Raw genomic sequence first — 24,913 nt, 5'->3', positions numbered from 1 at the left:
CGACCTCGGTGCGGCGATTCCGCAGCATCGTCCCTCGACTCTTGCCGTTATCACATATAGCGCTTAAGGTCGCCTGATTCCTTCACCGTGGCAGGAGGTCGACGATGGCCAAGCAGCGCATCGATCTGACGTTCGACGTCGAGGGGCACAAGATCACAGCCGTGGCAGCCAAGCCTGCCGAGCCGACGGGCAAGCCGCTGATCATCGCCTTGCACGGCGGGACCTACACCGCTCACTACTTCGACGTCGCAGGATCGCCCGACGGTTCGTTCCTCGACGTCGCCGTCGCCAACGGGCACGAGGTCGTGGCATTCGACCGCCCCGGCTACGGAGGCAGCACCCCGCTCGCCCCAGCCGCCAACACCTTCGCCCGGCACGCGGAACTGCTGACCGGCGCCGTCATCGCGGTCACGAAGGAGCTCGGCAGTGACGACGTCTTCCTGGTCGGCCACTCGATCGGGGGGATGATCGCGTTGATGATCGCCGCGAACCGTCCTCCCTTCCGGCTCATCGGCGTGTCGGCCACCGGCATGGGGGCAGTCATCCCGGCGGGCGGCGCGGCCGAGGCGCTGGGATCGCTTCCGCCGGACGATACTGTCGACCTTCCCCACGACCAGCGTGACCAGGTGATGTTCGGTCCGGTGGGGACCTACGCCGCGGCCGGCCTCGACCAGGCGCACGACGCCTACGCACCCGTGCCGGTCCGGGAACTGGTGCAGGCGCCCGCGTGGCCTCGGGAGCATCTCGGCGCCGTAGCGCCGAACGTCCACGTGCCGGTGCACAACGCGCTCGCCGAATTCGACGCGCTGTGGGACAGCAGCCCCGAGAACGTCGCCGGGTTCGCCGCCATGTTCACCGCCGCGCCGTTCGTCGACGCCGGTGTGGCCCGGGGCACCGGGCACAGCATCGACCACCACCTCCTCGGCCATGCGCTGCACCTGCGTCAGCTGGCGTTCGCCGACGAGTGCGCCGCCTGGGCCGAGCGCGCCGCGGTGAGCGCGCGGTGACGTCGGCCGGAAGGCTCGGCGCACTGCCCGACACGATCGAGGTACTGATCGCCGGCGGCGGGCCGGTCGGCCTGGCGGCCGCGGTCGAGCTCGGCAACCGCGGCATCGACTGCATCGTGATCGAACCTCGCGACACGGTGTCGACGGCTCGTCCGCGATGCAAGACGCTCAACGTCCGCACCATGGAACACCTCCGCCGGTGGGGGCTGGCCGACCGCCTCCGAAAGCGTGCGCCGCTCCCGGTCTCGTGGTCCCAGGACGTCGTGTTCTGCACCTCGCTGGCCGGACGCGAGTTGTCGCGGTTCACCGGCGTGCTCGGGCTCGCCCCTGATGGCGACCGGTTCGCCGAACTCGGCCAGCAGGCCCCGCAGTACGTTCTGGAGGAGGTGCTGCGCGAGGCCGCCGGACAACTCGCCCCGTGCCGCCTGGAACTCGGGACGCGGGTGGTCACCCTCGATCAGACCGAGGACTTCGTCGACGTCACCGTGGAAACCGCGGCCGGCGAGCGGAAAATCATCCGAGCGTCCTACGTCATCGGAAGTGATGGTCCCCGCAGCGTGGTGCGCGCTCAGCTCGGTGCCGCCTATCGCGGAGGCCAGGCCCTGCGTCCCAACTTCGGCATGGTCTTCTCCTGCCCGGAACTGTGGGACCACGTGCGGCACGGCCCGGCGGTGCAGTACTGGATCGTCAACCGGTCGGCGCCCGCGCTGGTCGGACCGCTCGATCGCCACGGGACGTGGTGGGCCATCGCGTTCGGCGTCGACCGGCGGACGGGCGAGCGCGCGGCACGACGCCTGATCGACGACGTCGCCGGGGTGCCGGTCGAGGCCACCGTGCTGTCGACCGATCCGTGGACCGCCCGCATGCAGATCGTCGACCGGATGCGCGACCGCCGCGTCTTCCTCGCCGGCGACGCCGCTCACCTCAACCCGCCGTTCGGCGGCCACGGCCTCAACACCGGCCTGGCCGACGCCGTCGATCTCGGCTGGAAGCTCGCGGCCGTCCTCGCCGGATGGGGTGGACCGGCCCTGCTCGACAGCTACGAGGCCGAGCGGCGTCCGGTCCAACGGCGCGTCATCGACGAGGCGACGGCCAATATGCGCGTGCTCTCGACCGACCTGCTCGCCGATGATCTCGACGACGATGACGAGGCCGGAGCCGCCGCACGCCGAGCGGCTGACGCCCACATCCAGGAGACCAAGAAGCCGGAGTTCCATGCGCTCGAGCTCGTTCTCGGCTTGCGGATCACGGAGTCGCCCGTCGTTCCGCCCGGCGACCGCGCGGACGACGGCCTCGTCGGGGCGCGGCTGCCCCATGTGTTCCTGGACGACGGCCGGTCACTCTACGACGTTCTGGGACCGGGCCTCACGTTGCTGGTGCTGGGTGACGTAACCGGCGGGCAGGCGATCGAAGGCGCCGCTCGCGCCCGAGGTGTTCCGTTCGATCGCGTCGACCTCACCGGGTCCGATGTCGCCGCCCGCTACGCCGAACGGGTGGGCGCAGAGCTGATCCTTACGCGTCCCGACCAGGTGGTCGTGTGGTCAGGACGCGCGGGCCCGGCCGACGCGCCGGCCCTGATCGACGCGGTGCGGGGATGCGGGCCCGGCTCGGCGGCGCGACGATCATGAAGCGTCGCGTACGGATGTCTCGGAAGAGGAGGACGATGCCGTGAAGATCATCACCCTGGAGGAGCACTACCTCGACGTCGACGTGGCCCGGGCGAGTGCGCCCGCGGCTCGGGCACTGAGCCCGCACTTCTCCGCGAGCTTCGATCCGGACAGCGGCCTGCCCTATTCGCCGAGCGCGGCGGTGTTGCGCGACCTCGACGAGGGTCGCCTGGCGGACATGGACCGCCACGGCATCACGATGCAAGTCCTCTCGAGCCTCTCGACGCAGCAGCTTCCCGCCGACGTCGCGGTCGATCTGGTGCGGACGACGAACGACACCCTCGCCGCCGCCGTGCGCCGGCATCCGACCCGGTTCGCCGCGTTCGCCGCGCTGCCGACGTCCGTGCCCGACGCCGCGGCCAAGGAGCTTGAGCGCTGCGTCGGCGAGCTGGGGTGCGTCGGCACCATGATCATGGGGCGCACCGACGACGAATTCCTTTCCGCGCCCCGTTTCGACCCCATCCTGCGCAGGGCCGCTGAGCTGCGGGTCCCGGTCTACCTGCACCCCGGGGTGCCGCCGCGGGCGACGAGCGCCTCGAACTACGAGGGGCTCGATCCGCTGGTCACTGCCCGGTTCCAGACCGCGGCCTGGGGGTGGCACCAGGAGACCGCGGTGCACTTCCTGCAACTCGTGCTGACGGGGGTGTTCGATCGGTATCCGGATCTGCAGGTGATCCTCGGGCACTGGGGCGAGATGGTGCCGTTCTACCTCGACCGCCTCGACGAGGCGCTGCCGCCGCGCGTCACGAAGCTGGAGCGGACGATCGGTGACTACGTGCGGCAGAACGTGTACATCACGCCCAGCGGGATGTTCAGCCAGGCGCAGCTGCGGTATTGCGTGGAGCTCCTCGGAACCGAGCGGATCATGTATTCGGTCGACTACCCGTTCATCGGCAACGAGGACGCGCTGTCCTTTCTCGAGCAAGCCGACCTGCCGGTTGCGGCGAAGGAGGACATCGCGCACGGAACAGCGGAGCGTCTGCTGAATCTGCGGATCGTTTGAGGTGCAGGAGCCCGCTAACCCAGTGCGACGTGGAAGATCTTTTCATTGCTGTTGTCGGGAATGCTGTCCTTATCGCCGTTGTTGGTCGTGGTCAGCCACAGGGCACCGTCGGGCGCTGGTTCCACGGTGCGCAGCCGCCCGTAGGTGCCGTTGAAGTACGCTTGGACGTTCGTCAGGTCGCTGCCGCTGATCACCTCGCGGTACATCCGGGTGCCGCGTTCGCAGGCGACGTAGAGCACGTCGCGGACGATGGCGATGCCGGAGCAGGAACCGTCCGCTGTGGGGTACGTCCGCTTCGGGGCGATGAAGCCAGCGGTGCCGCAGGTCCCGGAGGTGCCTTCGCACGCGGGCCAGCCGTAGTTGCCGCCCTTGGTGATCAGGTTGGTCTCGTCCATGATCGCGTTGCCGAACTCCTGCTCCCACAACCGGCCCTGGGAGTCGAACGCGAGCCCTTGCGGGTTGCGGTGGCCGTAGCTCCAGACGTAGTTGCCGAAGGGGTTGTCCGAGGGCACGCTGCCGTCCGGGTTCAGGCGCAGGATCTTGCCGTTGAGGCTGGCTTTGTTCTGCGCGTTGTCGCCGTTCTGGGCGTCGCCGGTGCTGGCGTAGAGCTTGCCGTCGGGGCCGAAGCGCAGCCGGCCGCCGTTGTGGAACTTGTTGCGCAGCAACCCGCTGAGCAGCACCTGCTCGGTGCTGGTGCTCAGCTTGTCGTTCTCCAGCTTGATCCGCACGATCCGGTTGTCCGACGGCGAAGTGTGCATGATGTAGAGCCAGTGGTCGCTGGAGAACGTCGTCGAGACGACCAAGCCGAGCAGTCCGCCTTCGCCGTCGGTGTTGTCGACGCCGGGGACCGTGCCGACGCTGGTTTTGGCGCCGGTGGCGGGGTTCAGGTGGACGATGTCGTGGGCGTCGCGCCGGGTGTAGAGGATGGTGCCGTCGGGCAGGGTCACCAGGCCCCACGGGATGTCGGTGTCGGTGGCGATCTGCGTCACCGCGCACACGGAGTCGCCGCAGGCCGCGCCGGTGGTCACGGTCGTCGACGCGCTGGGCGGCGATACGTTCGCCTGGGCGTCGCGCGCGACGACGTAGTACGAGTAGGTCGTGTTCGCCGTCAGCCCGCTGTCGACGAAGGTGGTAGCGGGTGGCGCGGTGGCCGTGCCGGTGACGGTGCCAGCCTTGGCGCCGCCACGGTAGACGTCGTAGGCCCGAACGGCAATGTTGTCCGTGGCGGCGGTCCAGTTCAGGGTGACGGTCGTGCCGGAGGCGCTGCCGGTGAGCTTCGTGGGCGCGCTCGGTGCCTGGGTGTCGGGCTGGCACTGCGGCGGGGTGACCGGCACGGTGGCGCTGGCTTGCGAGACGTTGCCTGCGGCGTCGCGGGCGTTGACGTACAGGCCCCAGGTCACGCCGCCGACGACGGTGAGGCTCGTCGACAGGGTGCTTCCGCTCACCGACTTCATCAGCTGGCCGTCGTGGTAGACGTCGTAGAACGCGACGCCCACGTTGTCGGTGGAGGCGTTCCACGAGAACGTCACGGCGTCGCAGACCAGGTCGCTGATCCGGGGGTTGCCCGGCACGCTCGGCGGCTGGGTGTCGCCGAGGGAGGTCCGCCACTTCTGGTTGTCCCCGCCGGTGCAGGTGTACAGCCCGACCAGGGTGCTGTTGGCGGTGGCCGCCCCGGTGACGTCGAGGCAGAGGCCCGACTGCGCGCCGGTGATGGTGCCGTCGGCGTTGATCCGCCACTTCTGGTTGGCGCCGCCGTTGCAGGGGTAGATCTGCGCGTCGGCGGGGGAGGTGGTGCTCTGCCCGGCGACGTCGAGGCACATCGCGCCGTTGTACACCCGTAGCTCGCCGGCCGCCGTGAACGTCCACGCCTGGTTGGTTTGGCCGTTGCAGTCGTAGATGTTGACGCGCGTCTTCGCCGCGGTGCTGTTGCCGACCACATCCAGGCACCGCCCGGAGGCCACGCCGACTACGGTCGAGCCGACGGCGGCGGTCGCGGTGGTGGCGGCAGGTGCGATGACTGCGGCGGCGGCGATCACCGCGGTCAGGACACCGAACCGCAGGCGGCGGACGTTCGAGGAGAACATTCTCCTACCTTTCGCGAGGCATCGGCTGGAGTCATCGGAAGGGGCGGAGTGCCGCACCACTGTCCTGGGCTCGCGGCCCGAACGTCAAGACTTGTCCGGCTGCTTGTCCGCTTGGTCGGCCTCCGTCATTGTACGGTGTGTCATATATTAGATCGGATCCAGGAGGACTGGTGGACGTCACTCGTCGTCAGGTTTTGGCGATCGGCGCGGCCGGTGTGGCCGCCGCGGGATTGCCGACACCGGAAGTTGCTTCGGCCGCCGGATCCGGTACGGCGCTCGCGGGTCCCGTGACCGAAACCATGCTCCTCACCGGCGCCGATGCCGACCACACGGTCGACTGGGACTTCCAGGTCACGGCAGGCCGGCGCGCGGGGGAGTGGGCCACGATCCCGACGCCGTCGAACTGGGAGTGCCACGGCTTCGGCAGCTACCACTATGGCGGGGACCTCGTCCCGGCGGAGAAGGGCCACTACCGGCACTGGTTCACGCCGCCGGCGTCCTGGGCCGGGCGGCGGATCTTCCTGGTGTTCGAGGCGGCCATGACGGATGCCGACGTGCGGGTCAACGGCGTTTCGGCGGGGCCGGTGCACCAGGGCGGCTTCTACCGCTTCCGCTACGACGTGACGTCCCTTCTGCGGCTCGGCGAGGCGAATCTGCTCGAGGCGACCGTGAGCAAGGAATCGGCCGACAACTCGGTGAACGACGCCGAGCGCCGCGGCGACTTCTGGAACTTCGGGGGAATCTTCCGGCCGGTGTCGCTACAGGCGTACCCGGCGGCCCGGATCGACCGCGTCGCGATCGACGCCCGCGCGGACGGGACCTTCGCCGCCCACGTCACGCTCGCCGGGGTGACCACGGCGGCCCGGCTGACCGCGCAACTGCGCCGGCTCGACGGCACGGCCGTCGGCGGCGCGTTCTCGGTCGCCGTGGCGAGCGGGGCCACGGACGCGACCCTGACGACCACCGCGGCCCGGCCGGCGCTGTGGACGGCCGAAACGCCGAACCTCCACCAGGTCGAGCTGACGCTCGCGAGCGCCGCCGGGGGGCCGCTGCACAGCACCGTCGAGCGCTTCGGCTTCCGCACGATCGAGGTTCGGACCGGCGACGGCATCTACGTCAACGGGAAGCGGATCGTCCTCAAAGGAGCGAACCGGCACACGTTCTGGCCGACCTCCGGCCGGGCGTCGAGCCCACGGCTGGCCCGGCTGGACATCGGGCTGATGAAGGACATGAACATGAACGCGGTCCGGATGTCGCACTACCCGCCGGACGTCTACTTCCTCGACCTCTGCGACGAGCTCGGGCTCTACGTCCTGGACGAACTGACCGGCTGGCAGCGCCACTACGACGAGGGTGTCGGAGCGCCGCTGGTCAAGGCCCTCGTCGAGCGCGACGTCAACCACCCGTCGATCCTGTTCTGGGACAACGGGAACGAAGGCGGCTGGAACACCGCGCTGGACGACGACTTCGCCCGGTACGACCCGCAGCGGCGGCCGGTGCTGCACCCGTGGACGACGTTCGGCGGCGTCGACACCAGCCACTACCAGTCCTACAGCAGCACCGCGAGCAAAGCCGCGGGCACCACGGTCTTCCTGCCGACGGAATTCCTGCATGGGCTCTACGACGGCGGCGCCGGGGCCGGCCTGAACGACTACTGGAAGCTCATGGGCGGCGCCCAGCGCTCGGCAGGCGGGTTCATCTGGGCGCTCGTCGACGAAAGCGTCGCGCGCGACGACCGCGGCGGCACCCTCGACACCAACGGCAGCCGCGCCCCCGACGGCATCCTCGGCCCGTACCGGGAGAAGGAAGGCAGCTTCTTCACGATCAAGGACATCTGGTCTCCGGTCCAGCTCGCCAATCCCGCCTACTACGACTCGGTCTTCCCGGCGTCGTTCGACAAGACCGTGAAACTGGTCAACCGGTACGACTTCACGAACCTGCGAGCGTGCCGGTTCACCTGGCAAATGCTGGCTTTCCCCCTGCCGGGTGCGGGAACCGGCCACCAGGTGCTGTCTCAGGGCCAGGCCGCCGCGCCGGACGTCGCCCCAGGCGCCACCGGCGCGGCGACGCTCGGCCTACCCGCCGACTGGACCGGCGCCGACGCGCTGCGGCTGAGCGTGACCGACCCGACCGGCAGAGACGTCGGCGGCTGGACGTGGCGCATCCGCAAGGCGCCGGACTTCGCGGCGAGCCTGGTCAAACCGGCGACCACGGGCAGCGTCACCGCGACCGAGACCGCCGACGGCGTCACGCTCGTCGCCGGAGCCACCCGGGTCACCATCGGCAAGTCCGACGGGCGGCTGACCGGCGTGCGCCGCGGCAGTACGCCGGTGTCGCTGGCCAACGGTCCCGCGCCGGCCGGCGGGGCGGCGACGCTCACCGGGTTCGGCCACTTCCGCGACGGCACCGGCTGGGTCGTGCAATGCGACTACAGCGGCGACCTGACGTCGGTGCGCTGGCGCCTGGACGCGAACGGCTGGCTGCGGCTGGAGTACCGCTACCGCGCCACCGGCGACCACGACCACCTCGGCGTGAACTTCGACTACCCGGAGGCGAACGTCCGGGGCCTGACGTGGCTCGGGGACGGGCCGTACCGCGTCTACAAGAACCGGCTGCGCGGCGTGTCTCCAGACGTCTGGAGCAAGCCCTACAACGACACCGCGACCGGGGCGAAGGGCTTCGTATACCCGGAGTTCAAGGGGTACCACGCGCGGACCTGCTGGGCGGTGCTGGACACCATCGAAGGCGCGCTCACGTTGGTAGCTGCTGAAGAGGGCCTGTTCCTGCGATTGTTCACCCCAGCCTCGGGACCCGATCCCCAGAACGCGGTAGCCACCTACCTCGCGGGAAACATTTCGTTCCTGGACGGCATCGCGCCGATCGGGAACAAGTTCCACGGCGTCGCGGCGCTGGGCCCGGAGAGCCGGCCGAACGCCGGCGCCGGCGACTACCACCGCACCATCTACCTCCGCTTCGACGCTTGACCAATTCTCGCCGATCGACCCTTATCGATTCTGTACGGGCAGCTGCAGGTACGAGGCGTGTTCGCCGCCGGTGTGGATGATGTGCTGTCCGTTGTTGGCGGGGGTGTACTCGACCAGCCTGGGCATCATCGGGCCCAGGAGGTGCCGGCCGCTGATGACGAAGCGGAGTTGTTCGCCGGGGTGGAAGGAGAGGCCGATCGGGAGCAGGTCGATCTCGACCTCGGCTATCTCGCCCGGTGCGAGCTTCTAAACGCGGTCGAAGCTGTGCACAGGCACGGCGTCGGTCGAGAGCGTCTCGTCGAGACGGCGTAGCGAGACGCGCAGGCGTCCGTCGGATCCCTTGTAAAGCAGGATCGACGCTCCGCGTTCGGTGAGGTCGTGCACCATCGCGCTCTGGTTCGGCACGGTGAACTGCTGCAGCGGCGTGCCGTACGTGTCGAGCTTCTGGACGAGGACGAACAGGTCGATGTCGTCGGCGCCCTGCGCTTCGACCCACAGGTGTGCCTTGGGGTAGCCGACCAGCACGGTCTCCTCGTCGAACCGTGTCACGAACGACACCGCGTCCGGATTGGACGCGACGTCGTAGGCTGCCGTCGTTTCGTCGGTCGGTGCCGTCGTGGTCAGGGCGCGCGAACGGCCGTCGAGGTAGTACTTAGTCAGGGTGACGTCGTTCGGCGGGAACTCGTCGGCTGCGACGTCGACCAGGTCACCGCCTTCGAGGTCGAGGACCGAGTAGCGGACGCGGGGCGTCTGCTCCCAGCCGTTGTCCTCGTCCTTGAGGTAGCGGTCGAAGAACCGGCGCAGGTCCTCCCGGTTCGCCTCGTCGTAGTAGTCGGGCCACTCCTGGGTGTTGTGGATGCGGAGCCACTTCTCCTCGGACGCGATCCGCCGCCAGGCGCGGAACTGCCCGCGGTGTGCAGGGTGTTCGAGTAGCTGGCCACGACATAGGCGGGCACGGTGATCCGGTCGAACTGAGGGATCTTGTTCTCCCACAGCTCGGTCATCAGCGGATAGCGCTCGGCCTCCGCGAGGACGTCCTCCTTTTGACCTCTGCCCCAGAAGCTGAAGTCCCGCAGCTGCCGGGCGAACCCGGTGTCCGGCATGCCGCCGCGCAGCACCAGGTCGCGGTAGACGTCGCTGACGCCCTCCCAGGGGTTGATCGCCGCCAGGTGCGGGGGTTGTTCGGCCGCGGTGAACCACTGCGAGACCGCGAGGTAGGAGGTTCAGCTCATCGCGACCTTGCCGGTGCACGACTCCTGGGTGGCCAGCCATTCGACCAGGTCGTGGCAGTCCCGGCCGTCTGGGCGGTTCCACAGGACGCTGTCACCGTCCGAATTGGCCACCCCGCGGATGTCGGGATTGCAGATCGCGTAGCCGCGTGCGCACCAGTAGGCCGGGTCCGGGCCCTCGAACTTCGCCAGGCCGGAGAGGATTCCGTTGTCCAGACCGACCAGGCCGAACACGCCCATCACGCTGGGGGAAGTGCCCTGCCCTTTGCCGTACGGGCTGTAGGCCACGATGACGGGGACTTTCTCGGTTCCCGCAGGGCGGAAGACGTCGACGTAGGTCGTCACGCCGTCTCGCAGGGTGACCTCGACATCCTTCTCGAACACGATGTCGACCGGCAACGGCCGGAACGGCGGCGCGATCTGAAAGCCCGCCGACAAGGTGCGCGTGCCGGGGCGAATTCACTCAGCACCCCGTACCGGTCGTTGCCGTCTACCCGACTCCATCCGCGAAGCGGTGGTCCTCTACCCCGACAAGCGCGACACCGCAATCCCGGCCAGCCGGGAGGTCTTCGGCGACGAACTGCACCTCGGTGGCATGTTCCAGGACAACCACGTCATCCCCTACGAAGGAGTCTGCGCTGCCAATTTTCCGCCTTGCAGCCGGGATCTGCTCTGCCGGCTCGCCGGGACCTTCCTCGAGCACCTTCCGCCCGGCCCCGATCACGCGCGGCTCAACGACATCCGCGCGCACCTCGACGAGACCTGGTGGTGCTGGATCGGGGGATCCGGACCGGACAGCCCGTTCTACTTCCGCATCCAAAGCCCGGGGGTGCTCATCGAGTACGAACCCCACGCCGGGATCATGCTGACCAACGAGCACCCGGCGAAGTTCCACACCCACACGATCACCCGCACCCCGAACGGCAACGACTACGGAGTCGCACTCGTCGCGCAAGAAAATGGAAAGCAGCTGACGCTTACCGACGGAGCCTGATCGGTGCGTGTGTCCCACGAACGCCGCAATCGATCGCGGGTTAGGCGGTGAATGCGTCGATCGCGGCGTAGCCGCTGATGGCGTCGGGCGCGACGACCTCCGCCGGGGCGCGGCCCTGGAGGATCTGCTTGATCGGTTTCTCCAGCTTCTTGCCCGTCAATGTCCGCGGGATCGCGGGGACGGCGTCGATCCGGTCGGGGACGTGCCGCGGGGAGAGCTGCTCGCGCAGGGTCTGCCGGATCCGCTGCCGCAAGGTGTCGTCGAGCTCGGTGCCGGGTGCCGTGGCGACGAACAGCAGCAGCCGGCCGGGGCCGCCGTCCGGGTCCTCGAGGTGCACGACCAGCGAGTCCGCGACACCGGGCAGCTCCTCGACGACCGCGTAGAACTCGGCGGTGCCGAGGCGGACGCCGCCGCGGTTGAGGGTGGCGTCCGAACGGCCGGAGATGACGAAGCTCCGTTCCGGGGACATGGTCACCCAGTCGCCGTGGCGCCAGACACCGGGGTAACTGTCGAAGTAGGCGGCGCGGTACCGGTGGCCGCCCGGGTCGTTCAAGAAGCCGATCGGCATCGACGGCATCGGCTGCCGGACGACCAGCTCGCCGACCTCTCCGGTTACTTCGTTCCCGGCGGGGTCGAACGCGGTGACGTCGACCCCTAGGCAGGGCGCGGTCAGCTCGCCGCGGCGGGGGGGCAGCCACGGGTTGCCCGCGATCAAGGCGGAGCAGATGTCGGTGCCACCCGACATCGAGTTGATGTGGACCGGGTCGCCGAGATGCTTGGCGGCCCAGTCGAAGACGTCGCCCGGTAGCGGCGAACCGGTGACGCCGAGGGTGCGCAGGGCAGGAAGCTCGCCGGGCTCGATGCCGGCCGTACGGCAGGCGGCGAGGTAGGACGGGCTGGTCCCGAACAACGACACCCGAGCGTCGGCGGCGAGCCGCCACTGCGCCGCGAGGTCCGGGTACTGCGGGTTTCCGTCGGTCAGCACGACGGTGGCCCGCCGCAGCAGCGCCGAGACCAGGATATTCCACATCATCCACGCCGTGGTGGTGTGCCAGAGGAACCGGTCGCCGGGGCGGGTGTCGAGGTGCAGTGCGTGTGCTTTGAGGTGTTCGAGCAGGATGCCGCCGTGGCCGTGCACGATCGCCTTGGGCAGCCCGGTCGTCCCGGAGGAGAACAGAACGTAGAGCGGATGGCCGAACGGGACCCGGTCGAACTCCGGCAGCGCGGGCTCGTTCAGCAGGTCCGGCCAAGAGAGCGTGCCGTCCACTTCATACTGTCCATAAGGGACGGAGACAGTGTGGCGCACAGTCGATAGGCCCGCACGGATCGTCGCCACGTCGGCTCTCTTGTCGATCTGCTTCTCGCCGTAGGTGTAGCCGCCGACGGTCAGCAGCACGGTGGGTTCCACTTGGGCGAAGCGGTCCAGGACGCTGCGGGCCCCGAACTCCGGCGCGCACGCTGCCCAGACGGCGCCGAGCGACGCGCAGGCCAGGAACGCGACGAGGGTCTCGGGGATGTTCGGCAGGTAGGCGACCACGCGGTCGCCGCGCCCGACGCCGAGGCGTTGCAGGCCGGCGCGGGCGCGGCCGACCTGGTCGGCCAGCTCGGCGAAGGTCAGCGAGGTCGGGGCCCGGGTCTGGGAGTACGCGAGCACGGCGAGCCGCTCGGCGTCGCCGGGTTCGCCGAGCATGTGCTCGGCGTAGTTCAGCTCCGCGCCCGGGAACCACTCCGCTCCCGGCATGTCCGTCGAGCCGAGCACGCGGTCGTAGGCTCCGCCCACCTCGAAGTGATTCCAGATCGACGTCCAAAATCCGGCGAGGTCGTCGACCGACCAGCGCCACAGCTCGCCGTAGCTGGTGAATTCCTTTCCCTGTGCCGCCAGCCAGCTGGTGTAGTCGTCCAGTCCGGTCACCGTCACGCTCCGTCGTGCGCGTCGGTCATGAGGTCCGCCAGGTCCTCCGGCGCGAGGAACGAGGGCGGGGGCGGCGGGCCCCAGGCGTAGAGGCTCTTCTCGCCGGCGACGACGCGGGGTTCCCAGAGCTGGTCTTCGAGGATGCAGTCGATGTCGGAGTAGTACTCGGAGAAGTTGCCGGCGGGGTCGCGCAGGTACCAGAAGAAGTTCGAGCCGATGTAGTGCCGGCCGAGGCCCCAGGTGTGGCGTTCCGGGTGGTTTTCGAGCATGGCGGTGGCGCCGCGGCCGACCTCGTCGACGTCGTCGACCTCCCAGGACGTGTGGTGCAGGAAGCTGACCGGCGCCTGCTGGACAAGCACGTTGTGGTGGTCGGTGGAGCAGCGCATGAAGGAGGCGAAGCCGGGGGCCTCGTCGCTGACCTTGAACCCGAGGCCCTCGGTGAAGAACCGCTGGGTCGCGGCCTGGTCGGTCGAGCCGAACACGACGTGCCCGAGCTTGCGCGGCCGGACCACCGGTTCCCGGTCGATGCCGGGCGCGCGGGTGTTCGCGCGCTCGATCCGGCCGGGTCCGTTATAGGCCACCGGTTCCGGCGGCTCCTGCGTCAGTCGGGGTGAGACCGACACGACGACGTCGAGCCCGGTGATCGGGTCCTTGGTGTGCAGCGAATCGCCGTTGATACGGCTCTCGACGTCGAGGTGGGCCAGGGAGGCGGTGATGCGGCCGAGGTCGTCCGGGTCGTCGGCGCCGATGCCGAGGGTGAGCAGCCGGCGGTGCGGGGTCCGGCGGAGTTCGAGCTGTTCGCCGCCGTCGGCGGTGGCGAACCCGGTGGCGGTTGGTGTCAGGCCGAATTCCGTGTAGTACTTGGCGGTTTCGTCGAGGTTCGGGACGCCGATGGTGATCTTGGTGAGGCGGTGCAGGCTCATGGCGAGGTCCTCCGGGTCAGATGAGCGGGGTGATCTGGTCGTCGCGCCCGAGCAGCGCCTTGCCGTAGACCTCGTAGTTGACCGCGGGCAGCACGATCGCGTGCCTCGCGGCGACGGCGGAGTCGCGCCAGATCCGCTGCAGCGGGTTGACCTCGGCGAAGCTGCCCGCACCGTGTGCGAAGAGCAGGATGTCGATGGCACGCGTGATGTTTTCGACGGCCCAGCCGGTGTCGGCGCGGGTACGGGCCCGCGCTTCGACGCCGGGGTAGCTGCGGTTCGCGGCGGCGGTGTCGATGTCGTCGGCGGCGCGGTAGGCGTGCAGGTGGGCGGTGTCGATCCGCATCGCGGCTTCGGCGAGCTGCAGCTGGAAACCGACGGAATCGGCCTGCGCCACATAGCTGGTGTAGGAGATCGCCTTGCGCGCGGCCTTGTCCCGGACGATCTGCAGTGCTTTGCGGCCGAGGCCGAGCTGGGGGCCGGCCAGCACGAGGGTGAACACCGGGACGAGCGCGGCGCGGTAAAGGTCTTCCTCGGGTTCCTCCACGGCGTACTGGCCGCCGATGGCCGGGGGCACCGACATCACGCGGTGCTCGGGCACGAAAACGTCGTCGGCGATCAGGCAATTGGACCCCGACGAGCGCATCCCGGCGACGAACCACGTCTCCTCGAAGCCGAGGTCGGTGCGGGGGATGAGGGCCAGGCCCTGGTCGACGACCTCGCCGCGCTCGTCGGTCAGCGGGACACCGAGACCGGCCCAGTCGGCGTGCCAGGAGCCGGAGTTGTAGTACCAGCGGCCGGTAACGCGCCAGCCACCGTCCACTTTGGTCGTCTCGGCGGTCGGGGCGAGGACGCCGGAGACCTTCGCGTCGGGGTTCGCGCCCCAGATGTCGTCCTGGGCCTGCCGGCTGAACAGCCCGGCCATCCAGGCACAGACGTTACTCAGGGCGACGACCCAGGCGGTGCCGCCGTCGGCCTCGGCCACCGCGGCGGAGACGTCGAGCATCGCGCGGACCGGCAGCCCGTAGCCGCCGTAGCGGCGGGGCTGGGCGATCTTGAACACGCCGGCCTCGGTCAGCGCGGTGATGCTCTCCTCGACGACCCGTCGGTCGGCTTCACCTTGGGCGGCGTTGCGTTCCAGCAGCGGCCGGATGTCGGCGATGCGGGCGAGAATCTTTTCGGTGGTGACCGCAGGTTGTTCGGTGGTGAGGGTCATGACGTCGTTGTCCTTTCCGGGCGGGTCAGCGGGCGCAAGCGGCGATCTGGTCGGTGATGGGCGGGCGGGGCCGCTCGGTGAAGCGGGAGTGGGTGCCGAAGGTGCGGCGGGCGTAAACCAGCGGCGGCTGCTCCGTGCCGCTCAGGCCGGTGACCAGGCCGAACAGCAGCAGGTGGTCACCTGCGTCGACGGTGCGCTCCAGCGCGCACGCGACCCAGCCCGTCGCGTCCGCCAGCCTGGGTAGCCCAGCGTCGGTGAACCACGTGGTGTCGGCGGTGAAGCGGTCGGCGCCGCGGGTGGCGAACCGGACGGCGAGGTCGTCCTGGCCGTGGCCGAGCAGGTTCACGCCGAATCTCCCGGCGGCCAGGATGTCGGCCAGCAGGGCCGAGCGCCGGTCGAAGGCGACGCCGACCAGCGGCGGTTCCAGGGACAGCGAGGTGAACGAGCTGACGGTCGCACCGCGCGGGCCGCCATCGGCGCTGATGGTGGTGACGATGGTGACCGGTGCGCAGACCGCGCCCATCACCGCCCGGAACCGGTTCGGGTCCACAGTGCTCACGACGCCTCCACGAACCGGTGGCGCATGACGCCGATGCCTTCGATGGAGCTGACGAGTTCGTCGCCGGCGGCGAGGAACCGCTGCGGGGTGCGGGCGACGCCGACACCGGCGGGGGTGCCGGTGAAAATCAGGTCACCCGGGAGCAGCGGCAGGACGGCCGAGAGCTGGGCGACGAGTTCCGGTATGGAGAAGATCAGCTCACTGGTGCGGCTCTTCTGCACGGATTCGCCGTTGACCGTGCAGCTCAGCTCCAGGTTGTCCGGGTCGGCGAACTCGTCGGGGGTGACCAGCCACGGCCCGGTCGGGCCGAACCCGGGGCGCGACTTGCCGAGGCTGAACTGCGGCGCGGGGCCGGCGAGCTGCAGGGCGCGGTCGGAGAGGTCCTGGCCGGCGGTGAGCCCGGCGACGTGGTCCCAGCCGTGTTCGGCCGGCACCCGCCAGGCTCGCCGGCCGATGACGGCGACCAGTTCGACTTCCCAGTCCACGGTCGTGCCGTGGAGCGCGACCTCGCCGTAGGGACCGGTGAGGGAACTGGCGAACTTCGTGAAGACGGTGAGGGAGTCGGGAAGGTCGAGACCGGCTTCGGCCGCGTGGTCCCGGTAGTTCAGACCGATCCCGAAGATCTGCGCCGGGTTCGGCGCGGGGGCTTGCAGGTCGGCGTCGTCGAAGGGCGTGGCGTTCGCGTGCTCCGCGTCGCGGGTCCAGGCGGTGAACTCGTCCCAGCGTGCGTACACCGCTTGGGGGTCGGGGGAGAAGCGCTGGTTGCTGGCGCGCTCGACGTCGACGGCACCGGCCTCGGTGATGAGGACGAGCCGACCGGCGAGATTGGCGATCCGCATCGCGGCACCCTTTCGGTCGATGATCCGACGGTGTTCTGGGTGGGCGGGCCGCGAGGCGGCTCGCCGCCGGCCCACCAACGTCGGTCGCCTCCATACTCTGCTCAGCAAAGGCGACTGTCAATATAAGAATCGATTCTTTGACTGAGAGTGTGTTACAGTGCGAGCATGGCGAAGAGAGCGGGTGGCGAGAGCCTGGCCGTGCTGGTGTATTCCCGGCTGCGCTCGGAGATCCTCAACGCGGACCTGGCCCCGGGAGAGCGGCTCAAGCCCGCTGAGCTCGGTGACCGGTTCGATGTCAGCCTCAGTGTCGTGCGGGAAGCCCTCGGGCTGCTGGCGGCCAAGGACCTGGTCCAGATCGACCGCAACCGCGGATTCCGGGTCATGCCGCTGTCCCTGCAGGCGCTGACCGACCTCACCGAGGCCCGCGTGGTCAACGAAGGGGCTGCGCTGCGGTTGTCGGTCCGGCGCGGCGGCGTGACGTGGGAGTCCGAAGTGCTGGCCGCGCACCACCGGCTCGCCGGCCAGCCGATGTTCCTGCCCGGGGATCCTCAGCGCCGCAACGAGGAATGGGCGCGGGCGCATCTGGAGTTCCACCACACGCTGATCCAGGCGTGCGGCAACGCGGTGCTGCTGGACATCTGCACGCGCCTGTCCGACGCCGCCGAGCTCTACCGTGCCTGGTCCGGCCCCGGCACCCTGGAGAACCACCGCGACGTGGCCGGTGAGCACCAGGGCTTGGTCGACGCGGCGCTCGCTCATGACGCCGACGAGGCGGCGGCCCGTTTCGAGGCGCACGTCAACCGCACCCGGCAGATCCTGATGGACACCAGCCTCGCGGTCCTCGGTGACAGTGCCACGGAGCCGGCGCCGTGACCGGTGCCGACGTCGTCGTCGCCGTGACCCAGCTGATCCTGCGGGAACGCCAGGCCCGCGACCGCGGCCGGTGGGATCGGTTGCAAGCGTGCTACGCGCCGGACGCGACCGTCCGGTTGAGCTGGTTCCGCGGCAGCGGGGAAGAGTTCGCCGCGCGGTCGCGGGAGATGGCCGGGCGCGGCGACGTCGCCCGGCACCGGCTCGCCCCACCGGTCGTCGACCTCGACGGGACGCGCGCGGTCGTCGAGGTGCCCACCGCGATCGAGGTGCGGACTGCTCTCGACGGTATCGATGTCGACCTCACCTCCTACACCCGGCTGCTCTACCGCGCCGAACTGAGGGCGCGGCGATGGCAGATCCGATCCCTGGACCCGGTCTACGAGCGCGACGTCATCGTGCCGGTTCTGCCCAGGGCCACCTTGGCGATACACCCGAACGTGCTGATCGGCCTCCGGCCGCCCTACCAGTTCCTCGCTTACGTTCTCGAAGGCCGCGGCTACCCCATCGCGGACGACCTCTACGGCGACGACCGCCCCGGCGAGGTCGCCGAACTCTACGAATCCCTCTACGCATGGCTGTCCAGGAAGGGCTCATGACCACCAAGACGGTTTTGACCAACGTCCGTGTCTTCGACGGCACCGGACTGACCGAACCCACCACAGTGACCATCGACGGGGCCGTGATCGGCGACGAACCCTCGGGCGGGCAGGTCGTCGACGGCGGTGGCGCCACCGTGCTGCCGGGCCTGATCGACGCCCACGTCCACCTGATCTTCCCGGACGACCTGCGCAAGCTCGCCGAGCACGGCGTCACCACGGCCCTGGACATGGCGTGCTGGCCGAAGGAGCGCGTGGACTCCTTCCGCGGCCGGGTTCCCGACATCCGCAGCGCGGGCGTACCGGCCATCGGCCCGGGCGGCAACCACGCCCGCATGCCCGGCATGCCGGCGGAGGCGATCTTGACCGCCCCCGGGCAGGCCGCGCCGTTCGTCGCCCACCGCGTGGCCGAAGGGTCGGACTACATCAAGGTCGTCATCGAAGGGGACCTGCTGGACCAGCCCACGATCGACGCCGTCGTCGCCGAAGGAAAGAAGCACGGGAAGCTCACCGTCGCGCACGCCTCGTCGGTCGACGCCTACCGCCGCGCCGTGCGGGCCGGAGCCGACGTCATCACCCACGTCCCCCGCGACGGCGTCCTCGACGCCGACACCGTGGCCCGCATGGCCGACCGAGGCCAGATCGCGGTCCCCACCCTCGCCATGATGGAAGCGGTGATCACCGGCCTGCACCCCGAAGGGCAGGACTACGCCTACAGCCGCGACAGCGTTGCCGCACTGCACGCGGCGGGCGTCCCGATCCTCGCCGGCACCGACGCGTTCTCCGGACCGGCGCCGCTGCCCAACCCCGTCACCCACGGATCGAGCCTGCACCACGAACTGGCCCTGCTCGTCGAGGCCGGGCTCACCGAGAGCGATGCGCTGCGTGCGGCGACGGTGCTGCCCGCCCACCACTTCGGCCTGCCCGACCGGGGCAGCGTACGGCCGGGATTGCGGGCGGACCTGGTGCTCGTCGACGGAGACCCGTCCCAGGACATCAAGGCCACGACCGCGATCCGGCGGATCTGGGCCGCCGGCGCCGAGGTCGAAGTGACCCACCGATGACGAATTCCGCCCTGGTGGACGTGCATGCCCACTTCCTCACCCCGGAGTACGTCGCCGCCGCCCACGCCGCCGGCCACCAGGCACCGGACGGCATGCCCGGCTGGCCCACCTGGGACGCCGAGAAGCACCTGACGCTGATGGACCAGTGGGGCATCGCCACCTCGCTGTTGTCGATCTCCTCACCGGGCACGCACTTCGGCGGCGACGAGGCGGCCCGCCGGCTCACCCGGCACGTCAACGACACCGGCGCCAAGATCTGCCGGGCCCACCCGGACCGCTTCGGTCATTTCGCGTCACTGCCGTTGCCCGATGTGGACGGTGCACTCGGCGAGCTTGCCCACGCCGTCGACGACCTCGGCTGTGACGGCGTGACCGTCGAGACCAACACCGCGGGCGTGTACCTGGGCGATCCCCGCTACGCCCCCCTGTGGGCCGAGTTGGACCGGCGCCGGATCCCGGTGTTCGTCCACCCGACGTCGCCACCGCACGCCGAAGCCGTCGCGTCCGGCCGGCCACGGCCGATGCTGGAATTCCTGTTCGACTCCGCCCGTGCCGTGAGCGACCTGGCCTTCGCCGGTGTGCTGCAGCGATACCCCGCCGTCCCGTGGATCTTCACCCACGGTGGCGGGGTGCTGCCGCTGCTGGCCGAGCGCATGGAGCTGTTCCGCGGCATGCTCGGGCCCTCGGAGCCCGATGTCCCGCCGCTGCCGGAGCAGGTGTCCCGGTTGTGGTTCGACATGGCGGGAACTCCCTTCCCGCACCAGGTCCCGGCGCTGGACCGCGCGTTCGGCACCGAACGGCTGCTGTACGGCAGTGACTACTGCTGGACCCCGCCCGCCGCGGTCGAAGCACAGCTGGCCGGCATCGACGCGGCACCGCAGCCGGCGGGCACCACCTGGCGCGCGCTCACCACCGGCAATTGCGCCCGGCTGTTTCCCCGGCTGGCCCAACTCGGCTGACCCGCGCACGAGCCGGCCCGGCGCGGGCGTGGAAGGCGGCGACGGTGACGATGAACCTGCGGCAGCTGGAGTGCTTTCTCGCCGTCGCCGACGAACTGCACTTCGCCCGCGCCGCGGACCGGTTGCACCTGAGCCCGGCCAGTGTGAGTGAAGCGATCGCGGCGCTCGAACGCCGGGTCGGCGGGCCGCTGTTCGACCGCTCGAGCAGGCGGGTGAGTCTCACCGCGCACGGACTGCGGTTCCTCGGCGACGTACGCGAGCCTTTCACGAGCCTGGTGCGGGCGCATGAGAACGCGCGCACCCGCGCGTTGGGCAGCTCGGATCTCGTGGTCGCGCACACTCCGGAACTCGGCCAGCTGATGTTTCCCCCGCTGCTGTCGGCGTCGTGGCGGCGCCGGCTGCCCGGCCTGCGGTGGCGCCCAGTGCTCATGCACACCCCACAGCAGATGGCCGCGCTGGAGGACGGTCGCGCGGACCTCGGTCTGTGCTGGTCTGCCGCCACCCGCTCACCCCTGAACACCGTCGTGCTCGGCCAGGTTCCGATCGTCGCGATCCTGCGTGCCGAAGATCCGCTGGCTACGGCGAAGGAGGTGCCGCTGTTCGCGTTGCGGACCAGATCGCTCCTGATGACCCCGCGCAGCGACAACCCGTTCGTGGACTCCGTGATCCACACCGAACTCGTCCACGCGGGTGTGTCCACGGCCAATGTGGAGGAAGTTGGGCGGTTCGACGAATTGACGGTGCACGTCGCCGCCGGACAACGCATCGGACTGCACCCCGCCACGATCGCCGCAACCAACCGGGTTCCCGACGTGGTGTTCCGCCCGATCGCCAAGCCGGGCATCCAGGTCACGATCTGCCTCGTACACCGCGAGGATCGCGCGACCGCCGTCGAACCGCTGCTCACGGCTCTACGTGAGATCGGTGACGGCCTCGACCTCGGTGCCGCACACCCAGGTTTGAGCGCAGGCCTCACGTCCTTCGTGTCGTGATCATTCGGCTCTGCCGAACTGACCGGCCGGCCGTTGGCGATTGATCACCGGCAGGCCGCCGACGAGCATCGTCAGTAGCCAATCCGAAGTCCTTTCCCGACGACCCGGAGGAACCGCATGCCCTACCGCACGGACGACATCCGCTCACGGATGCCCACGACGGCTCCGGCTGCCGCGCCAGGGGCGGGTCCGGCGGCCCAGGCGCAGTTCATCGATCTCACGGCCACTGAACCCGACGAGGTCACCGAACGCGGCAGCCGGATCTGGTGGGTGCGCGGACAGAACTTCGCCGTGTCCTACGCCGTAGCGTGCGCAGGGGAGGTGTTCGAGCGCGAAGCACAGCCCGACGAGTACGTCGCGCTCTTTCCCACTGACCCTGTCGGGGCGGTGGTGCAGTCCGATCACGGATCGGCCTCGGTGGAGGAAACTGCGCTGGTCGTTGTGCCGCCGGGGGCATCCCGGATCGAACTGACCCGCGACACCCAGGTGGTCCGCCTGTTCTCGGCCGCTTCCGCCGAGCTGCTGGCCCGCTGCCGGAACAACGACGCCTACCGCGAACCCGACCCTCACGTGGCCGGGTTTGCTCCATGGCCGCCGGCGATCGATGGTCCTCGCCTGCGGACCTACTGCGTCGCGGACTACCCCTACGCGCCCGGGCGGTTCGGCCGGCTGTTCCGCTGCAGTACCTTCATGGTCAACCTGTTCGACCCGGACCTCGGCCCCCGCGATTCCGCTGCCCTCTCGCCGCACCACCACGACGACTTCGAGCAGTGTTCGCTGACAGTCGACGGACAGTGGTGTCACCACGTTCGCACGCCATGGACCGCGAACCTCGCCGACTGGCGCCTGGATGAGCACGTGACTGTCGCAAGCCCATCGGTGACGATCATTCCTCCGCCTTCGGTACACACCAGTCAGTCCACCGGTCAGGCCCGCAACCAGCTCATCGACATCTTCTGCCCGCCCCGCCACGACTTCTCCGCCCAACCGGGCTGGGTCATCAACGAGCGCGAGTACCCCATTCCCGACGCGGAGAACGCACGATGAAGGCCTTCACCGAGCTGCTCCGGTCGCTCGGGCGTACCGCCTTCGGAACCTGGGCCAAACTCCCGACCTGCGACAGCGTCGAGCTGCTGGCCATCGCCGGATTCGACTTCATCGCGATCGACATGGAACACGCGCCGCTGGACATCCGCGATGTCCACCAGCTGATCGGAGCCGCACGAGGACGGGACCTCCCCGCTCTCGTGCGTGTCCCCGACCGCAGCCCCACCGTCATCGCCCGGGTCCTGGACTCCGGCGCGGCCGGTGTTCTGGTACCCCACGTGGATCACCCCGGCGATGCGGTCAACGCGGTCGCGGCCGCACGATTCCCGCCGCTGGGGACGCGCGGGTTCGGCCCCACCGTGCGGGCGGGCGGCTGGGGCACCGACACCGCCGCCTACCGCGCCTCGGCGGCGTCCGCTGCCGTCATCCCCCAGTTGGAAAGCCGCGCGGCGATCGCGGCTATGCACCGCATCGGCGCCACCGACGGGCTGGACGCCCTGTTCGTCGGCCCCGCCGACCTGGCCGTCGCCACCGGCCTCACGGCCGACGCGCCGGAATTTCGTGCCCTGCTGGACACCGCCGAACGAACCGCCGCGGAACTCGGCATCCCGCTCGGCACCGCGACCGGCGCCTCCGCGGCCGCCGCCGCCGCGCTGGCTCGTCGTTACCAGTTCGTCCTGCTGGCCAACGACGCCACTCTGCTCACCGGCGCGGCATCGGAACTGCTTACTGCCACCAAGAAATCACTGACGGCCTGAACGACTGCCGTTCCACCGTCGCCTACCCCATCAGCCGGCTGAACGCTCAAGGAGGAGCTATGCCCATCAACCGCATCGACCATGCCGCCATCAGGGTGACCGATCTCGGGCAGTCGCTCGAATGGTACGAGGGGGTGCTCGGGCTCACCGTCCTGGAACGCACCCCGCAGCGCGCGTTGCTGGCCTGCAGCGGCGACGCCGCCGACCTGACCCTCATCGCGGGCGGCCAGAGCATCGACAGCTTCACCTTCGGCGTCGACCACGCCGATGACCTTGAGGAGATCCAGGCCCGGCTCGACGACGCAGGTGTCGCCTGCGAGCGCTACAGCGAACCGGACCGGCCGGGCCAGGGGACACTGCTGGGACTGGACCTGCCCAGCGGGCACCGGATGGAGTTCGCGGCCGGCTCGGGCGACCGGGTCGCCGGCCGAACCCACACCACGTCCGACGGGACGTTCCGCCCGACCGACATCGACCACATCAACCTGCTCGGCGAAACCGACCCGCAGGAATTCTCGGACTTCATGAAGATGGTGCTGGGCTTCAAGCAGTCGCTGGTCATGACCTTCGCCGGCAAGTGGGCCGCGTCGTGGTTGCGCGCCACCCGGATGGACCACGACCTCGCCTACATGCAAGCAGTGCGCCCGACCGACCGGCTGCACCACGTCGCCTTCGCGGTCGAAGACGGCAACCACTACTTCCGCCTCAGCGATCGTCTGACCGAAACGGGCCACCGCTGGGAATTCGGTCCCGGACGGCACATGGGCAGCCCCCGCGACACTCAGGGTTTCGGCACCAACAACTTCGCCTACGCCTTCGACCCGACCGGGAATCGCAACGAATTCAGTTCAGGGATGAACGAGTTCGACGACACCGAATTCCTCGTCGCCGAGGTGCGTCCGGACCAGCTCACCGAAGTGATGAACGGTTGGGCCAGCAACATGCCCGAATCGTTCATGACCATCGGCTCCTGAGCGGGCCGAACCGGTGTCACCGATCGAACAGGGCATCACCGACGCTGTGCATGCCAGCTGGTGGAATGTCGACGCCGACGCAGGCGTCGGTGGAGAGATGGGCTACACCGAAGACGCGGTGTGCCGGATGCCGGGGCTGACCATGCACGGCCGCGACGACATCGCGCGGGGGTACGCTCGCCGCCAGGCCAACGGACCACGACTGTCGCGGCACCTGGTGTCCAATCTCATTCTCGACCTGCGCGCCGCCACCGAGGCCACCGCGCACTACGTGGTCACGCTGTATGCGGCCAACGGTGTCGCTCCGTTGCCGTTCTCAGGCCCCTCGGCCGTCTGCGATGTGGTCGACCGGTTCGTCGCGGTACGGGGTTCCTGGCTGATCAGTTCACGCGAGGTGACCGCGGTGTTCGTGGCAGCGGACAACGACTCGGTTCTGCTCGGGCGAGGCGATGCCGATGCCTGAACCGCAGACTGGTTTCCTGCCGTCGGCCGGCGAGCCACCTGTCGTGCTGGTCCACGGGTGGGGCGGTACCTATCGCAGCACCTGGAGCGGGTCCGCATTGGAACGATCGCTGTTCCAGGCGCGCCGCACCGTCCTCGGCGTCGATCTCCCCGGCCACGGTCGCACACCGGCAGCACACGACCCGCGGGCCTACGCCGACATCGCCGAACAACTGCACGCCCGGCTGCCCGCGGGCCGGGGCATCGACGCGGTCGGTTTCTCCCTGGGCGGGAAGCTGCTGCTACACCTGGCCGCACGCGATCCCGAACGGTTCCGGCGCCTGGTGATCGCCGGCGTGGGCGCGAACCTGTTCCGCCCGGAGAACGGGCAAGCGGTGTCGGCGGCCTTGCTCGGCGGCCTGCCCGACGGGGCCCCGGCGTCGCTACGAAACGTGATCACTCACGCCTGGGGATCGGGTAACGATCCGCGAGCACTGTCCGCGGTGATCCGCAGGCCGGCACGCGTCCTGGATCCGGTGGAACTCGCGGGCATCCAGGCGAAGCTGCTGCTCGTGACCGGTAGCGACGATTTCGTCGCCCAGCCGGTCAAGCCCCTGGTCCGCGCGTTGCCGTCGGCCCACGTGGTGGTCGTCCAAGGTCTCGACCACCTCGACACGCCCCGGTCTGACGCGCTGGCCGAGCTTGCCGGCCCGTTTCTCACCCGGGCAGCCCCGTGACGCGGCTGTGCACACTGCCCACCACGCTGCCGGCTCCGGCCCGGCGGAGTCCGAAACG

General features: G+C 69.7%; 21 protein-coding genes and 2 pseudogenes. 15 read left to right on the top strand and 8 right to left on the bottom strand.

Going from position 1 to position 24,913, the window contains the following annotated elements; translation table 11 throughout:
* Window positions 1-104 precede the first annotated feature (104 nt).
* Genes ACLJPY_RS16050 through ACLJPY_RS16040 form a run of 3 tightly spaced genes read left to right on the top strand, consistent with a single transcriptional unit; the run spans window position 105 to window position 3,677 of the window.
* Window positions 105-1,007 (top strand): alpha/beta hydrolase, encoded by a 903-nt coding sequence (locus ACLJPY_RS16050; RefSeq protein WP_410589290.1) that lies wholly within the window; start codon window positions 105-107, stop codon window positions 1,005-1,007.
* Window positions 965-2,635, top strand: coding sequence for an FAD-dependent monooxygenase (locus tag ACLJPY_RS16045; RefSeq protein WP_410589288.1), 1,671 nt, complete (start codon window positions 965-967; stop codon window positions 2,633-2,635). Before ACLJPY_RS16050 ends, ACLJPY_RS16045 begins: the two co-directional genes overlap by 43 nt.
* 40 nt (window positions 2,636-2,675) lie before the next feature.
* Entirely contained in the window at window positions 2,676-3,677 is a 1,002-nt protein-coding gene (locus ACLJPY_RS16040) for an amidohydrolase family protein (protein ID WP_410589287.1), read from the top strand.
* Between the two features lie 14 nt (window positions 3,678-3,691).
* Here ACLJPY_RS16040 and ACLJPY_RS16035 read toward each other — a convergent pair whose 3' ends face one another.
* Window positions 3,692-5,761 (bottom strand): PQQ-dependent sugar dehydrogenase, encoded by a 2,070-nt coding sequence (locus ACLJPY_RS16035; protein ID WP_410589285.1) that lies wholly within the window; start codon window positions 5,759-5,761, stop codon window positions 3,692-3,694.
* Window positions 5,762-6,048: 287 nt separating this feature from the next.
* Here ACLJPY_RS16035 and ACLJPY_RS16030 point away from each other — a divergent pair, with 287 nt between their 5' ends.
* Complete coding sequence (locus ACLJPY_RS16030) at window positions 6,049-8,745, top strand: glycoside hydrolase family 2 TIM barrel-domain containing protein (protein ID WP_410589283.1); 2,697 nt, start codon at window positions 6,049-6,051, stop codon at window positions 8,743-8,745.
* Between the two features lie 21 nt (window positions 8,746-8,766).
* Here the strand turns inward: ACLJPY_RS16030 and ACLJPY_RS16025 are convergent.
* Window positions 8,767-9,738, bottom strand: a pseudogene (locus tag ACLJPY_RS16025) (CocE/NonD family hydrolase C-terminal non-catalytic domain-containing protein).
* Window positions 9,739-9,848: 110 nt separating this feature from the next.
* A pseudogene (locus ACLJPY_RS16020) lies at window positions 9,849-10,358 on the bottom strand (CocE/NonD family hydrolase); the annotation flags it as partial.
* Window positions 10,359-10,413: 55 nt separating this feature from the next.
* Here ACLJPY_RS16020 and ACLJPY_RS16015 point away from each other — a divergent pair.
* Entirely contained in the window at window positions 10,414-10,968 is a 555-nt protein-coding gene (locus tag ACLJPY_RS16015; RefSeq protein ID WP_410589282.1) for a DUF3500 domain-containing protein, read from the top strand.
* A 40-nt stretch (window positions 10,969-11,008) separates the two neighbouring features.
* On the opposite strand, the gene ACLJPY_RS16010 is transcribed toward ACLJPY_RS16015, so the two are convergent.
* Genes ACLJPY_RS16010 through ACLJPY_RS15990 form a run of 5 tightly spaced genes read right to left on the bottom strand, consistent with a single transcriptional unit; the run spans window position 11,009 to window position 16,414 of the window.
* Window positions 11,009-12,880: an acetoacetate--CoA ligase gene (locus tag ACLJPY_RS16010; protein ID WP_410589280.1), complete on the bottom strand. Its 1,872-nt coding sequence runs from the start codon at window positions 12,878-12,880 to the stop codon at window positions 11,009-11,011.
* Between the two features lie 2 nt (window positions 12,881-12,882).
* A complete protein-coding gene (locus tag ACLJPY_RS16005; protein ID WP_410589279.1) occupies window positions 12,883-13,803 on the bottom strand; it encodes a VOC family protein in 921 nt (306 codons plus the stop codon).
* Window positions 13,804-13,819: 16 nt separating this feature from the next.
* Complete coding sequence (locus ACLJPY_RS16000) at window positions 13,820-15,016, bottom strand: acyl-CoA dehydrogenase family protein (RefSeq protein ID WP_410589277.1); 1,197 nt, start codon at window positions 15,014-15,016, stop codon at window positions 13,820-13,822.
* Between the two features lie 25 nt (window positions 15,017-15,041).
* Complete coding sequence (locus ACLJPY_RS15995; RefSeq protein WP_410589275.1) at window positions 15,042-15,575, bottom strand: flavin reductase family protein; 534 nt, start codon at window positions 15,573-15,575, stop codon at window positions 15,042-15,044.
* A complete protein-coding gene (locus ACLJPY_RS15990; RefSeq protein ID WP_410589274.1) occupies window positions 15,572-16,414 on the bottom strand; it encodes a fumarylacetoacetate hydrolase family protein in 843 nt (280 codons plus the stop codon). The genes ACLJPY_RS15995 and ACLJPY_RS15990 overlap by 4 nt, the downstream gene beginning before the upstream one ends.
* A gap of 165 nt (window positions 16,415-16,579) precedes the next feature.
* Between ACLJPY_RS15990 and ACLJPY_RS15985 the strand changes: the two genes are divergently transcribed.
* From ACLJPY_RS15985 to ACLJPY_RS15940, 10 genes are all read left to right on the top strand, one after another.
* Window positions 16,580-17,287, top strand: coding sequence for a GntR family transcriptional regulator (locus tag ACLJPY_RS15985; protein ID WP_410589273.1), 708 nt, complete (start codon window positions 16,580-16,582; stop codon window positions 17,285-17,287).
* Complete coding sequence (locus ACLJPY_RS15980; protein WP_410589272.1) at window positions 17,284-17,883, top strand: nuclear transport factor 2 family protein; 600 nt, start codon at window positions 17,284-17,286, stop codon at window positions 17,881-17,883. The genes ACLJPY_RS15985 and ACLJPY_RS15980 overlap by 4 nt, the downstream gene beginning before the upstream one ends.
* Window positions 17,880-18,947: an amidohydrolase family protein gene (locus ACLJPY_RS15975; protein ID WP_410589271.1), complete on the top strand. Its 1,068-nt coding sequence runs from the start codon at window positions 17,880-17,882 to the stop codon at window positions 18,945-18,947. Before ACLJPY_RS15980 ends, ACLJPY_RS15975 begins: the two co-directional genes overlap by 4 nt.
* Complete coding sequence (locus tag ACLJPY_RS15970) at window positions 18,944-19,906, top strand: amidohydrolase family protein (protein WP_410589269.1); 963 nt, start codon at window positions 18,944-18,946, stop codon at window positions 19,904-19,906. The genes ACLJPY_RS15975 and ACLJPY_RS15970 overlap by 4 nt, the downstream gene beginning before the upstream one ends.
* Before the next feature lie 50 nt (window positions 19,907-19,956).
* Window positions 19,957-20,898: a LysR family transcriptional regulator gene (locus ACLJPY_RS15965; protein WP_410589910.1), complete on the top strand. Its 942-nt coding sequence runs from the start codon at window positions 19,957-19,959 to the stop codon at window positions 20,896-20,898.
* 117 nt (window positions 20,899-21,015) lie between these two features.
* On the top strand, window positions 21,016-21,945 hold the full coding sequence (locus ACLJPY_RS15960; RefSeq protein ID WP_410589268.1) for a hypothetical protein: 930 nt from the start codon (window positions 21,016-21,018) through the stop codon (window positions 21,943-21,945).
* Window positions 21,942-22,703, top strand: coding sequence for an HpcH/HpaI aldolase family protein (locus tag ACLJPY_RS15955; RefSeq protein ID WP_410589267.1), 762 nt, complete (start codon window positions 21,942-21,944; stop codon window positions 22,701-22,703). Before ACLJPY_RS15960 ends, ACLJPY_RS15955 begins: the two co-directional genes overlap by 4 nt.
* A gap of 59 nt (window positions 22,704-22,762) precedes the next feature.
* On the top strand, window positions 22,763-23,677 hold the full coding sequence (locus ACLJPY_RS15950; RefSeq protein ID WP_410589265.1) for a VOC family protein: 915 nt from the start codon (window positions 22,763-22,765) through the stop codon (window positions 23,675-23,677).
* A 13-nt stretch (window positions 23,678-23,690) separates the two neighbouring features.
* Window positions 23,691-24,140, top strand: coding sequence for a nuclear transport factor 2 family protein (locus ACLJPY_RS15945; RefSeq protein WP_410589264.1), 450 nt, complete (start codon window positions 23,691-23,693; stop codon window positions 24,138-24,140).
* Window positions 24,133-24,855, top strand: coding sequence for an alpha/beta fold hydrolase (locus ACLJPY_RS15940; protein WP_410589262.1), 723 nt, complete (start codon window positions 24,133-24,135; stop codon window positions 24,853-24,855). Before ACLJPY_RS15945 ends, ACLJPY_RS15940 begins: the two co-directional genes overlap by 8 nt.
* Window positions 24,856-24,913: the final 58 nt, after the last annotated feature.

It is taken from the genome of Amycolatopsis sp. lyj-23, assembly GCF_046549135.1.
Taxonomy (GTDB): domain Bacteria; phylum Actinomycetota; class Actinomycetes; order Mycobacteriales; family Pseudonocardiaceae; genus Amycolatopsis.
Note: the sequence above shows the minus strand (reverse complement) of the source record. Positions and strands in the feature narration are given on the sequence as shown.

What these genes read in the sequence shown, in the direction of transcription:
- ACLJPY_RS15950 (WP_410589265.1), top strand. Translation starts at nt 22,763, where the DNA reads ATGCCCATCAACCGCATCGACCATGCCGCCATCAGGGTGACCGATCTC.
- ACLJPY_RS16050 (WP_410589290.1), top strand. Translation starts at nt 105, where the DNA reads ATGGCCAAGCAGCGCATCGATCTGACGTTCGACGTCGAGGGGCACAAG.
- ACLJPY_RS15990 (WP_410589274.1), bottom strand. Translation starts at nt 16,414, where the DNA reads ATGCGGATCGCCAATCTCGCCGGTCGGCTCGTCCTCATCACCGAGGCC.
- ACLJPY_RS15955 (WP_410589267.1), top strand. Translation starts at nt 21,942, where the DNA reads ATGAAGGCCTTCACCGAGCTGCTCCGGTCGCTCGGGCGTACCGCCTTC.
- ACLJPY_RS16000 (WP_410589277.1), bottom strand. Translation starts at nt 15,016, where the DNA reads ATGACCCTCACCACCGAACAACCTGCGGTCACCACCGAAAAGATTCTC.
- ACLJPY_RS15960 (WP_410589268.1), top strand. Translation starts at nt 21,016, where the DNA reads ATGCCCTACCGCACGGACGACATCCGCTCACGGATGCCCACGACGGCT.
- ACLJPY_RS15940 (WP_410589262.1), top strand. Translation starts at nt 24,133, where the DNA reads ATGCCTGAACCGCAGACTGGTTTCCTGCCGTCGGCCGGCGAGCCACCT.
- ACLJPY_RS15970 (WP_410589269.1), top strand. Translation starts at nt 18,944, where the DNA reads ATGACGAATTCCGCCCTGGTGGACGTGCATGCCCACTTCCTCACCCCG.
- ACLJPY_RS15975 (WP_410589271.1), top strand. Translation starts at nt 17,880, where the DNA reads ATGACCACCAAGACGGTTTTGACCAACGTCCGTGTCTTCGACGGCACC.
- ACLJPY_RS15965 (WP_410589910.1), top strand. Translation starts at nt 19,957, where the DNA reads ATGAACCTGCGGCAGCTGGAGTGCTTTCTCGCCGTCGCCGACGAACTG.
- ACLJPY_RS16035 (WP_410589285.1), bottom strand. Translation starts at nt 5,761, where the DNA reads ATGTTCTCCTCGAACGTCCGCCGCCTGCGGTTCGGTGTCCTGACCGCG.
- ACLJPY_RS15985 (WP_410589273.1), top strand. Translation starts at nt 16,580, where the DNA reads ATGGCGAAGAGAGCGGGTGGCGAGAGCCTGGCCGTGCTGGTGTATTCC.
- ACLJPY_RS16005 (WP_410589279.1), bottom strand. Translation starts at nt 13,803, where the DNA reads ATGAGCCTGCACCGCCTCACCAAGATCACCATCGGCGTCCCGAACCTC.